Here is a 12,818-nt window from a genome sequence, read left to right as displayed (position 1 = left end):
TTGAATACAGATCGTTGCTATCTAACCAACAAATACATTAACTTATTAGCCTAACGTTTATTGTATGTTGAATAACAAATGTTCAAAACTTTATGATATACTTTTGGATGCACGCTAAGCAAAAACACGAACTGTATGCGGCTGAGTGCGTTAAAGGCAATATTAAAGCATTGCCACCATATAACCAATAATTGGAAATAAATTTTCGTTGGCCATATGGATCAATGGAAATGTGTCACTACCACCGTTATTGGCATGGCTATTGAATTTAAGTGTGGTTGAAGTTTAAAATGTATTTTTGCCGTTGCATCAAGCCGTTGCGGTCATAATGACTGACAACATGACGTTTTTGCCACCGTATCATATTTAGAAAGGGTATTTGATGAGTTACGATCTGTTCGATCCAAAAAATGTACTACCAATGATCAATGAGGACTCAGAGTTCTTTCCGCTCATGTCATCAGAGGATGAGGAGGAGATGAACAATGAGCAAGTTCCTGAAGTATTGTCCATATTACCACTGCGCAACACCGTATTGTTCCCGGGCGTAGTGATCCCTATAACCGTTGGCCGCGATAAATCTATCAAACTGATCAAGGATGCCAACAAAGGCGAGCGCCTGATCGGCGTGGTGGCCCAGTTGGACCCCAACCTTGAAGATCCTGAATTTGACCAGTTACACAGCATAGGCACTACGGCCATCATCGTGAAGATGCTGCAAATGCCTGATGGTAACACTACCGTTATCCTTCAAGGCAAAAAGCGCTTTGTGCTAAAGGAAGAACTGCAAAGCTCACCTTACCTGCGCGCCAGCATTGAGCCGTTCAGCGAGCAGCCTGTTAAAGAAGATAAAGAATTCAAGGCCATGGTATCCTCGGTAAAGGATATGGCCATGAGCATTATCCAGCTATCGCCCAATATCCCGAGCGAGGCCGGTATCGCTATCCGTAATATCGAGAGCACCTCGTTCCTGATCAATTTCATTGCCTCTAACATGAACGCCGACATGGCGGCCAAACAACGTTTGCTGGAAACCCCAAGCGTACGCGATCGTGCCCGTATCGTGCTGGAGCATTTGACCACTGATCTGCAAATGCTGGAGCTTAAGAACCAGATCCAGACCAAGGTACGCACCGACCTTGACAAACAGCAGCGCGATTACTTTTTGAACCAACAGCTCAAGACCATACAGGAAGAGCTGGGTGGCAATACGCCCGACCTCGAGATCGAGAACCTGCGCACCCGTTCGTTAAAAAAGAAATGGAGCAAGCAAGTAAGTGAGCATTTCAATAAAGAGTTAGAGAAGCTACAGCGCATCAACCCGGCCGCGGCCGATTATTCGGTGCAGATCAACTACCTGGAATTACTGCTTGACCTGCCATGGAGCGAGTTCACCAAAGATAACTTTGACCTCAAACGCGCTCAAAAGACCTTGGATAAGGACCACTTTGGCCTGGACAAAGTGAAGCGCCGCATCATTGAGTATTTGGCGGTGCTGAAGCTTAAACACAATATGAAGGCACCTATCCTTTGTTTGGTAGGTCCTCCGGGGGTTGGTAAAACATCATTAGGTAAATCGATAGCCAAAGCTTTGGGCCGTAAGTATGTGCGCATGGCCTTAGGTGGCGTACGCGATGAAGCCGAGATACGCGGTCACCGTAAAACATACATCGGCGCTATGCCGGGCCGCATTATCCAGTCGATCAAAAAGGCTGGAGCCGCTAACCCGGTGTTCATTCTTGACGAGATCGATAAGGTGGGTAACGATTTCCGTGGCGATCCGTCATCGGCCCTTTTGGAGGTGCTGGACCCTGAACAGAACAGCTCGTTCTATGATCATTACGTAGAACTGGACTTTGACCTGTCTAACGTGATGTTCATCGCTACGGCCAACTCTTTGAGCACCATACAGCCTGCCCTGTTGGATCGTATGGAGATCATAGAGGTGAATGGTTACACCATTGAAGAGAAGATCGAGATCGCCAAGCAGCATTTGCTGCCTAAGCAGCGCGAGGCCCATGGTGTAAAACCTAAGGACGTGGTGATCAAGAACGATGTGATGGAAAAGGTGATCGAGGATTATACCCGCGAATCGGGCGTGCGTAACCTGGAGAAACAGGTAGGCTCGGTAGTGCGTGGCATAGCCAAAAGCATCGCTTTGGAAGAGGAATACAACCCCACCGTAAGTAAAAAGGACGTGGAACGCTTTTTAGGCGCCCCTATATTTGACAAAGACCTGTACGAGGGCAACCACGTGGCCGGTGTAGTGACCGGCCTGGCCTGGACCCAGGTAGGTGGTGATATATTGTTCATTGAGGCCAGCCTGAGCCCCGGCAAGGGCCGCTTAACGCTCACTGGTAGTTTGGGTGATGTGATGAAAGAATCGGCCACCATCGCGTTAGCTTATTTGCGTGCGCATGCTGCCCAATTTAACATCGATCATAAACTGTTCGAGCATTGGGATATTCACGTGCACGTACCGGCAGGTGCCACCCCTAAGGATGGTCCATCGGCAGGTATCACCATGTTAACGGCGCTTACCTCGGCCTTTACCCAACGTAAAGTTCGCCCTAATTTGGCCATGACCGGCGAGATCACCCTACGCGGCCGCGTGCTGCCGGTTGGTGGTATCAAAGAGAAGATACTGGCTGCCAAACGCGCCAATATCAAGCAGATCATTTTGTGCCAAAGCAATCAGAAGGACATCCTCGAGATCAAGGAAGACTACATTAAGGACCTGCAGTTCCACTACGTCAAGGAAATGCGTGAGGTGATCGACCTGGCCCTGCTTAACGAGTTGGTTGATGAACCCTTAGATCTGAGCATCCGCCTGGAAGAGAGACCGGTGATCACAATGGTCGAGTAAGCCGATAACAACGCAACGTATACAAGCCACCTTTCAAGGTGGCTTTTTTGTTAATTGATGTTTGTTCTGCTTCCCCTCCGAGAGGGGTCAGAGGTGGGCCCATTCGCCCCGCGCATCATCACTCGATCGCACAAACTTATACTGTCGCTTTTTGTTACATTAGCCGTCTAAAAGTCCTGTCCAAAAAAATGAAGTTCAAACTATTGATACTTGTGGCGCTGATGAGTGCCACTACCCTGCCCTTGCTTGCACAGAACCGCACTATGGAGATCGGTTTTCAGTCGGATAACGATTCGTTCCTGGGCCAGGGCGTTGATCGGTATTACACCAACGGACTTTTCCTTTTTTTCAGAAAGGGTATGGACTTCAGGAATCCCAAACTGGCCAATAAGGTGTTAGGGATAGAGGTGGGGCAAAAGATCTTCAACCCGCAAAGCGGCTACGTGCCCGACTCCACTTATATCGACCGTCCTTTCGCCGGTTACCTGTACGCAGGCGTCAATATCAATTACCTGTACCGTGATCAAAGCAATTTGAAGGTCGGTGTTCAGGTGGGTGTGGTCGGCCCATCGGCACAAGGCAAACAAGCGCAGGAAGTGATCCACAATACCTTTGGCTTTTACAAACTTAATGGCTGGCAAAACCAGATCAAGAACAGTCCGCAGATCAACCTGCGTGTTGATTACAATAAGCTGATCGTGCGCCCTAATGCGTGGGGCGATCTTACCTTTAGCGGTTATGCTAACGGCGGTACCGGCTTCAATGGTGCTGGTGCAGGGGTGTTATTAAGGGCAGGTGCAATCAACCACCTGTTCAACTCGGTAAGTACACAAGCTACTGCTACCAAGAACAGCATAGCACCGCTCCACAACTTCGAGCTTTTCGCCTACTACCAGCCCATAATCAACTACGTAGCTTATGATGTTACCGTGCAAGGCAACCTATTAAAAAAGGAGAATGACCCAAGACAGATCACCAGCGAACCCGAGCCTGTGGTATTAACGCACCAGATCGGTGCGGCGTTCGCTTCCTCACGATTTGTGGTTGGCCTGGCCGCTAACCTGCGTGGCAAAGAGGTGAAGACACAAGTGTACAACAGCCATGCATGGGGTTCGATCACCCTGCTGTACCGTTTCAACTCGCACAAGAACCGTTTCGATGTGACCGACCCGAAAGGCGGCCGACCGGTCAGGATGAAAAATTAAACTAAATGTCGCCGCGGCGCAGCTGCTTCTTCACCGATAGCAGGCGCTTTTGTTCGAGCCGGCGTGCTTTGGCCTGCCTGCTCACCTTGGTAGGTTTGCGTACCTTAGGGCGATGCAAGGTACCTGACAGCAGGCTCGTCAGCTTATCGATCGCGCGTTCTTTGTTCAGCAATTGGCTTCGCTCCTCCTCGCACACCACTTGCACAAGTCCGTCGCGGTTGAGGCGGCTTTGTAGTTTGGCGGCGAGCAGCTCCTTCTGTTCATCATCAAACAAAAGCGACGACCGTATATCGAACAGCAGTTCCACCTTGGTAGATACCTTGTTCACATTTTGCCCGCCTTTGCCACTGCTGCGCGAGGTCTTGTAGATCACCTCCCGTTGCAGCGCAGCTTTGTTGAATTCCATTTGTCAAAACTAAAACTAAAAAAGTACACAGCTGTGATACAGCGTACATTTTTCAACAACCCGCCCGGCGCGCGGCAATGTGGGTTCATTTTTGTAAATTTGGGCCACCATGAGCAAAAACATTGTAGTGGCAATTGACGGTTACTCGTCGTGCGGAAAAAGTACCCTGGCCAAGGCCTTAGCTAAAAAACTTCATTTCATTTACGTTGATAGCGGGGCCATGTACCGTGCCGTTACCTTGTATTTTTTACGCAATAAGATCGATGTGAACAACGAGGAGCAGGTGCATGAGGCCTTGCAGAACATCCACCTTAACTTTCACTCACGTGATTACGAGACCCACATTACCCTCAATGATGAAGAAGTATCGGACGAGATCCGTTTGATGCCCGTGTCGGAGAACGTTAGCGCCGTATCGGCCATACGCGAGGTACGTAAGGAGATGGTGGCCCAGCAGCAGCGAATGAGCCGCTCTAAAAATGTGATCATGGATGGCCGCGACATCGGTACGGCAGTATTCCCGCATGCACAGGTAAAACTATTCATGACCGCCGACCCTAAGATCCGCGCCGAACGTCGCTACAAAGAGTTAGCCCCCAAGAACCCGGATATCACTTTAGAGGATGTATTTGAGAATTTGGCCCATCGTGATTATGCCGACACCACCCGCAAGGAAAGCCCCCTGGTGCGTGCCGAAGATGCGATCATTTTAGATAACACCAACCTTACCCCTGACGAGCAATTAGCCTTTGCCCTGAGCAAGATCGAGCCGTTCCTTAAAAAGTAACGGTATCGCCCTCGGGCTCAAATTTGATGGCTTCTACCCCAAAACGGTTCAGGAAGTCGACGCCTTCATCGCTCACCAAATCTTTGTACTGAGCATATGAATGCTCGTAATACACCTTAGTTATACCGGCCGAATAGATGAGCCTTGCACAAGGCAGGCATGGCGATAGCGTGGTGTACATGGTAGCCCCTTCTAAACGGGCACCGTTCTTTACTGCATACAGTATGGTGTTCTCCTCGGCATGCAGGGCTAATGAGCAGCTGCCCCGGGCATCGCGCGGGCAGCCGGTCTCTGGCCATTCCTCGTCGCAATTGTGGGTACCAGCCGGTGGGCCATTATAGCCCACCGATATGATACGGGTATCTTTAGTTAACACCGCTCCCACCTGCGCTTTAACACAGTGCGAGCGTTTGGCCAGGTCATTGGCCAGGTTCATGAATATTTGATCGAACGATAGTTTACTCATAAGGTATTAGTGCCCGGCCGCGGCCTCCACGTGGTCAAGGTCAATGCCTTGTTTCCTTAACTCCTTGCTTACCTTCCAGGCAAAGAAGGCCAGGTAGGCAAATCCGATAACTGGTACGATGTACGACAAGTGTATACCGGCGCTATCCGCCAGAATACCTTGAACCGGCGGTATGATCGAACCACCCAGGATCATCATGATCAAAAATGCCGAACCCTGGCTGGTGTATTTACCCAAACCAGTGATCGATAACGCGAAGATCGAAGGCCACATGATCGAGCAGCACAAGCCACCACTAATGAAAGCGAAAGTGGCCACGATGCCGGTAGTGAACAGGCCGACCAGCATGAAGATCACACCCAATATACCGAACACGGTGAGCGTACGGGCAGGCTTTTGCTGACCCATAAAAAAGGCTACTACCAATATGGCCACACAGATGGCGTAAGGATACAAATGCGAAATGGTGCCACCACTTACATAGTTAGCTAACAACACAAAGCCGAAAGCTACGAAAGGTACTACTACGGTCAGGATCTGAGTAGTGCTCTTTTTAAGGTTGAACGCCCCTACCGAACCGGCCCAACGACCGATCATCAAACTACCCCAATAAAGGGAAATGAACGGCGCGATGTCCTTTTCGTTGTAACCGCCAAATTGTGGCAATTGCAATAAGGCACCCATGTTGCTTTGGATGGTCACCTCAGTACCTACGTAGGTAAAAATGGCGATCATACCATATATCAGCTGTGGATACTGCATGGCGCCCCAACCTTCCTTGTTTTTAGAGGCCGAAGACAACGAACCGATCAGCGTTACCAATATAATGAACAACGAGGCGTATACGATATAAGGTTGCGGTACACCGGTAGCATTGCTTAACGGGCCGGCAAGCAAGATCAGCAGGAAGGCCACAAAGATCACCAATAATGGTCTGTTGGCCTTGGTGCTTTGTTCGATCTCTTCGTCGCTGGTCACTTTAGGAAGGTCAGAGAACCAAAAGAACGCCGCCACCGCCAGGAACAAGCCTGCCAATGCATAATACAGGTTATTCACTGATGATATCTCCACCTTAGCGGCCGATTCACCTTTGGTGGTACCGAACAGCATCACACCCACGATAACCGGACCTAATAAGGCACCTACGTTATTCACCGAGCCTGCGAAGTTCAAACGGTTGGCGCCTGTTTCGGGCGGGCCAAGCGCGATCACGAATGGGTTAGCTGCGGTTTGCTGTAACGAGAAACCGACAGCGATCACAAAGAACGCCGCCAGGATGAACCCGAACGCTCCTGAACCGATGGCAGGCACCATTCCTAAGGCACCGATAGCCGAGATCACCAATCCGAGAACGATACCGTTCTTATAACCGATCTTGTTCAGGATATCGATACGGCTGGCTTGTGAGGCAAAATACAGGATCAGCGACCCGATGAAATAACCACCGTAAAAAGTAAAGTCGATGAGTTGCGATTCGAACTGGGTGAGGCTGAAATGTGTCTTACAAAATGGGATGAAGATACCGTTACTGGCCGCCAAAAAGCCCCAAAAAAAGAATACGGTGATCAGCGTATATAGTGCCGAACCGTAACTTTTTGTCTTATTATCCTGCATATGAGTTAGTTATAACTAGTGTTTTTAGAACACTAACATAACCTAATTTTTTCGGATTTTTAACGATCTTTTAAAATAAGCGCAGCAACAATTTCCTGTTTTTTTGTTTTAAGTAGATTAGTTGCATATTCGCCGCGCGAACTAACTGTATCAAATGATCGAAGCTATTATTTCGGGGATCGGTGTTGGATTGGTGCTTACTTTCATTACCGGACCGGTATTCTTCGCACTGATCAAGACCAGCATCGAAAAGGGGTTCCACGCAGGTGCCGCCCTTGCCTTTGGCGTAGTGTGCAGCGATGTGGTATTTGTTGGCGCGATCATCTTTGGGTCGCAGTTCTTCGAAGTGCCCGAAAAGGCCAAGATCTGGCTGGGCGTGATCGGTAGCATCATCCTGCTCATCATCGGTACTCACTACCTTACTAAAAAGGCCGAGATCGATTACGACTCTCATACCCCAGCCAAGGTGAACCGTGCAGGCTACTTCTTTAAAGGCTTTCTGATGTGCATTTTCAATCCTACCCTGCTTTTCCATTGGATCACGGTGATCGGCACGGCCAGTACCGCCTATCACGAAGGGGTGCACAACCGCCAGCTTAAGATCGCGGTCATGTTCATCACGGTATTATCGGTACAATTTGGGATGGATATACTAAAGGCCTTTTATGCCAACAAACTCCGCGACAAGATATCTGTGAAGCTGGTACACAAACTCAACTATGTGGCCGGTGCCGCGCTCATCATCGCCGCCTTCGTCATCTTCGACAAGCTCGTTACCCACAAGTTCTTCGACTCTATTGGGGCATAGTTAGTGGTTAGTGGGTTATTGAGTTATTAGGTAGCGTCTTCTTAAAGGATACTCACGATCAAAAAATGTCACGCTGAGCGATAGCGAAGCATCCTATACACTTACCATGTATATAAGATATTTGCTATCGCTCAATATGACAAGGTGGAGGGATAACATTAACATGCCTGACCACCAACCACAAACAAAAAATGTCATGCTGAGCGATAGCGAAGCATCCTATACACGTTGAAAGCGTATAAGATTTCGCTATCGCTCAATATGACACTATATACTAGAGTAGCGATGGCGGCTGATCAAGTCACCATCCAATAACTCAATAACCCACTAACTAAATCGCACGTCCCGGATAAGCTTTCAAACCTTCTTCCAGGCAGGTCATGGCGGCTTCCAGGTCAGTGCTGTTGAGCACATAGGCCATACGCACTTCGTTGGTGCCAGCGCCTGGTGTGCTGTAAAAACCGGTGGCCGGTGCCATCATCACGGTGGCGTTGTTGTGGCTAAAGCTTTCCAGCATCCACTGGCAAAACTTGTCGGCATTATCGATCGGGAATTTGGCTACCACGTAAAAAGCACCGCCCGGGTTGGGGCAAAACACACCCTCCATTTTGTTCAGGGCATTAACCAGTACGTCGCGGCGGTGGGTGTATTCTTTATTAACGGTCTCAAAGTAAGCGTCCGGGGTATCTACCGCAGCCTCACCGGCGATCTGCTCTACCATGCCTGGGCTCAAACGCGCCTGGGCAAATTTCAGTGCAGCTTTTAACACCTCTTTGTTCTTGGTGATCAGGCAACCCAAACGGGCACCGCAGGCGCTGTAACGCTTGCTCACGGTATCCATCACGATCACGTTATCATCAATGCCATCCATGTGCATAGGCGAAATGAACTCACGGCCATCATAGCAAAACTCACGGTAAGCCTCATCTGAGAACAGGTACAGATCATGCGCTAACGCCAGTTCCTTCAGGGCCAGCATCTCCTCCTTTGAGTACAGGTAGCCGGTCGGGTTGTTAGGGTTGCAAATGATGATCGCTTTGGTCTTTGGCGTGATCAGTTTCTCGAACTCAGCTATCGGCGGCAACGCGAAACCATTGTCGATAGTGGACAGGATCGGTTTTACTACCACATCGCTCTGGCAGGCAAAGCCATTATAGTTGGCGTAGAACGGTTCAGGGATGATCACCTCATCGCCCGGGTCAAAGCAGGCCATCATGGCAATAGTGATCGCTTCCGATCCGCCGGTGGTCACAATGATATTTTCGGGGGTGATGTTATAGTTAAGTTTGTTATAATATTCGGCCAGTTTTTTACGGTACGATAATGTACCCTCTGATGCCGTGTAGGCCCATACCTTAAAGTCGATGTTCTTAACGGCATTGAGCATTCCTTCAGGTGTCTCGATGTCGGGCTGGCCTATGTTGAGGTGGTATACTTTTTTACCGGCCTGCTTGGCCTGATCGGCAAATGGGGTTAGCTTACGTATGGGCGAGGCGGGCATATGCACACCTTTTTGAGAGATATTTGGCATGGTGCAAATCTATGAAAACCGCCAAACAAAAAAGGGCGCAGTTTTGCGCCCTTTTTAATATCAGTATGTGGTTGTACAGCTAATTAACGGCTATGTGTGGCCGGTCCTTCAACCACCTCACCCAAAATGATCAGGTTCTTTACCGGGGTCTTGGCATTAGAGGTCACCACGATGGTCTTGCTGAACGGCGATGCCACAGCAGCATTGTAAGTGATCGATATGGTACCTTTTGCACCTTTTAAAACCGGGGTTTTGGTATAGTCGGCAATGGTGCAACCGCAGGTAGGCCTAACCTCCGTTAAAATAAGCGGCTCTACCCCAACGTTAGTATATTCAAATACGGTAGTTACAGGTTTGCCTTTGGGTATCTTACCAAAGTCGTGTTTCTCCTCGTTAAATTTGAACTCAGGTTTTTGACTGTCCTGTGCAGAAGCGGTAATGCTGATACCCAGCACCATAGCAAATAGTATGACCAGTTTTTTCATATTTAGTTGCGGTTATGACACAAATATAATCCAATAGTTTAAAAAGCGATGCAAAAACCGTGCTTACTTTGTTTACATTTGAATCAATAGTGGGCTGAGCAGCAATTCGCCCATAATTTTTTATTTTTGAGGCCTAAATTTGAAGATCTATGCCAGAAAGCACATTACCGGCTACCGGCAATTTTACCGAACACGAGCTCAGTTTTAACGATTTCAGACACATCGTTATAAACGACTATCGCATTGGCTTTGAGAGCCGTCAGGCCAGTTTGTTGGGCCGTCGCGAGGTGCTTACCGGTAAGGCCAAGTTCGGGATATTTGGCGATGGGAAAGAGGTGGCGCAGTTGGCGATGGCCAAGGCTTTCAAAAAGGGTGACTGGCGTGCCGGTTACTACCGCGACCAGACCTTCATGTTCGCTACGGGCATGAGTACGCTGAAAGAATTCTTTGCGCAATTGTACGCGCATCCAGATATCGAAAAGGACCCTGCTTCGGCCGGCCGTCAGATGAACTGCCATTACGCTACGCGTTTTGCCAATCCTGATGGCACCATGGTGGATCAGGTGAACACCATGAACTCTTCGTCAGACATTTCCACCACGGGCGGGCATATGCCCCGTTTGCTGGGTTTGGCCTACGCATCAAAGCTGTACCGCCAAAACAAGGAACTGGAGGAGCTGAAGCAATTCTCGATCAATGGTAACGAAGTGGCCTTTGGCAGCATCGGCAACGGTGCCACGTCCGAAGGTATATTTTTAGAGACCTTCAATGCCGCCGGTGTATTGCAGGTTCCAATGGCCATTTCCATTTGGGATGATGCGTATGCCATATCGGTACCGGCCAGCTTACAGACCACCAAAGAAGACATATCAGAGGCTCTGCGCGGTTTTCAGCGCGAGGAAGGCACCAACGGCTACGAGATATTCAAAGTACGCGGGTGGGATTATGTGGCACTGGTAGAGACCTATGCCACCGCCATTGAACTTTGCCGCACGGAGCACGTACCGGTACTGATCCACGTGACCGAGATCACGCAGCCGCAAGGCCATTCCACTTCAGGATCGCACGAGCGTTACAAACCATCGGAGCGTTTGGCCTGGGAGGCCGAGCACGACTGCTTGCAGCAGATGCGCCGCTGGATGATCAATTCGGCCATTATTAGTGAGCAGGAACTGGACGAGCTGGAAGAGACGGCCAAAAAGCATGTGCGTAACAGCCAGCGTGAGGCCTGGAACGAGTACTCGACCGAGATAAAGTCAGAACTGGATGAGGCCGCCGCTTTGATCGAGCAGTACGCCCGTCACTCAAGCGTGAAACAACTGGGCGAGATCGCTGCCGAGCTACGCTCGTGTGTTGATCCGGGTCGCCGCGACATCGTGAGCGCGATCCGCAAGACCTTGCGCCTCACCGCTACCGAGGACCATCCAGAACGCCAGCACCTGATCGACAGGCTGATGCACGAGAACGAGCTGAACGCCGAACGCTACAACAGCAAATTATTTAGTGATACTCCCCTATCGCCCCTCAGAGTGCCTTTGGTACCGGCCCGTTATGATGCCGATGCCCGCATGCTTGATGGCCGCGAGATATTGAACGCCTGCTTTGACGCCGCCTTTGAACGCGATGAACGCATCGTGGCCTTCGGCGAGGATGTTGGCGCCATAGGCGACGTGAACCAGGGTTTTGCCGGCCTGCAGGCCAAATACGGCGACCTGCGCATCACCGATACCGGCATACGCGAGAATACCATTATTGGCCAGGGAATGGGCTTAGCCATGCGCGGCCTGAAACCTATCGCCGAGATACAATATTTGGATTACTGGATATGGGCAATCACTGTATTGAGCGATGACATAGCCAGCTTGAGCTACCGTACCCGCGGCGGACAAAAAGCACCGCTGATCGTACGTACGCGTGGCCATCGCCTGGAAGGCATCTGGCATTCAGGATCACCAATGGCTTCCTTACTGGCTAACCTGCGCGGTATGCACATTTGCGTGCCACGTAACATGACCCAGGCCGCCGGTATGTACAACACCCTGCTACAGGGCGATGAACCAGCGATCGTGATCGAGAGCCTGAACGGTTACCGACTAAAGGAGAAACTTCCGAGCAACATCGGTGAGTTCACCGTACCGTTGGGTAAGGCCGAGGTGTTACGCCAGGGAACGGATGTGACCGTGATATCGTACGGATCGACCTTGCGCATAGTGCAGGAGACGGCGGACGAATTAGCCTCAATGGGCATCAGCATCGAGATCATTGACCCGCAAACGTTATATCCTTTTGACCTGGATGAGGCTTGTGTACGATCACTGCAAAAAACCAGCAGACTATTGGTGGTAGATGAGGATGTACCCGGCGGAGGTTCGGCCTACATTTTACAACACGTGGTAGAGAAACAAGGCGGCTACCGCTACCTTGACACAGCGCCCAAAACACTATGTGCGAAAGAGCACCGCCCGCCTTACGGATCTGATGGTGATTACTTTACCAAACCATCGGCCGATGACATCATCGAGGCGGTGTATAACATCATGCACGAAAGTTATCCGGCCAAATTCCCGGCTATATTTTAGAGGGTCAGGAAGTAGATAACTGACCGTCTTTTGTCATCCTGAGCTATAGCGAAGGATCTTATACGAGCGAA

At 49.9% G+C, this 12,818-nt stretch carries 10 protein-coding genes; 5 read left to right on the top strand and 5 right to left on the bottom strand.

Translation table 11 applies throughout. From position 1 onward, the window contains the following. Positions 1 to 382: 382 nt before the first annotated feature. Both lon and LLH06_RS06910 read left to right on the top strand, forming a co-directional pair. Positions 383 to 2,866 (top strand): endopeptidase La, encoded by a 2,484-nt coding sequence (gene lon, locus LLH06_RS06915; RefSeq protein WP_228172535.1) that lies wholly within the window; start codon positions 383 to 385, stop codon positions 2,864 to 2,866. Positions 2,867 to 3,054: 188 nt separating this feature from the next. Continuing rightward, positions 3,055 to 4,071 (top strand): lipid A deacylase LpxR family protein, encoded by a 1,017-nt coding sequence (locus LLH06_RS06910; RefSeq protein WP_228172534.1) that lies wholly within the window; start codon positions 3,055 to 3,057, stop codon positions 4,069 to 4,071. A 1-nt stretch (position 4,072) separates the two neighbouring features. On the opposite strand, the gene arfB is transcribed toward LLH06_RS06910, so the two are convergent. Next, positions 4,073 to 4,477, bottom strand: a complete 405-nt coding sequence (gene arfB / locus LLH06_RS06905; protein WP_228172533.1) for an alternative ribosome rescue aminoacyl-tRNA hydrolase ArfB — start codon at positions 4,475 to 4,477, stop codon at positions 4,073 to 4,075. A gap of 109 nt (positions 4,478 to 4,586) precedes the next feature. On the opposite strand from arfB, the gene cmk reads away from it, so the two are divergent. Next, positions 4,587 to 5,264, top strand: a complete 678-nt coding sequence (gene cmk / locus LLH06_RS06900; protein WP_228172532.1) for a (d)CMP kinase — start codon at positions 4,587 to 4,589, stop codon at positions 5,262 to 5,264. Here the strand turns inward: cmk and LLH06_RS06895 are convergent. Next, positions 5,254 to 5,730: a deoxycytidylate deaminase gene (locus LLH06_RS06895; protein ID WP_228172531.1), complete on the bottom strand. Its 477-nt coding sequence runs from the start codon at positions 5,728 to 5,730 to the stop codon at positions 5,254 to 5,256. The genes cmk and LLH06_RS06895 overlap by 11 nt on opposite strands. 6 nt (positions 5,731 to 5,736) lie before the next feature. After that, positions 5,737 to 7,344: an MFS transporter gene (locus LLH06_RS06890; protein ID WP_228172530.1), complete on the bottom strand. Its 1,608-nt coding sequence runs from the start codon at positions 7,342 to 7,344 to the stop codon at positions 5,737 to 5,739. Positions 7,345 to 7,498: 154 nt separating this feature from the next. Here LLH06_RS06890 and LLH06_RS06885 point away from each other — a divergent pair, with 154 nt between their 5' ends. After that, positions 7,499 to 8,152: a LysE family translocator gene (locus LLH06_RS06885; RefSeq protein WP_228172529.1), complete on the top strand. Its 654-nt coding sequence runs from the start codon at positions 7,499 to 7,501 to the stop codon at positions 8,150 to 8,152. Positions 8,153 to 8,483: 331 nt separating this feature from the next. Here the strand turns inward: LLH06_RS06885 and LLH06_RS06880 are convergent, their stop codons facing one another. Further along, on the bottom strand, positions 8,484 to 9,683 hold the full coding sequence (locus LLH06_RS06880) for a pyridoxal phosphate-dependent aminotransferase (protein WP_228172528.1): 1,200 nt from the start codon (positions 9,681 to 9,683) through the stop codon (positions 8,484 to 8,486). Positions 9,684 to 9,766: 83 nt separating this feature from the next. Next, the gene (locus LLH06_RS06875) at positions 9,767 to 10,168 is read right to left on the bottom strand and encodes a DUF1573 domain-containing protein (protein WP_228172527.1); all 402 of its coding nucleotides are present in this window, start codon (positions 10,166 to 10,168) and stop codon (positions 9,767 to 9,769) included. Between the two features lie 149 nt (positions 10,169 to 10,317). On the opposite strand from LLH06_RS06875, the gene LLH06_RS06870 reads away from it, so the two are divergent. Next, positions 10,318 to 12,747 (top strand): alpha-ketoacid dehydrogenase subunit alpha/beta, encoded by a 2,430-nt coding sequence (locus tag LLH06_RS06870; RefSeq protein ID WP_228172526.1) that lies wholly within the window; start codon positions 10,318 to 10,320, stop codon positions 12,745 to 12,747. The last annotated feature ends 71 nt before the right edge of the window (positions 12,748 to 12,818 follow it).

The sequence above is a fragment of the Mucilaginibacter daejeonensis genome (assembly GCF_020783335.1).
In the GTDB taxonomy this organism is placed as follows: Bacteria; Bacteroidota; Bacteroidia; order Sphingobacteriales; family Sphingobacteriaceae; genus Mucilaginibacter; species Mucilaginibacter daejeonensis.
The sequence above is the reverse complement of the archived record's forward strand: the minus strand, read 5'-3'. Positions and strand labels throughout refer to the sequence as shown.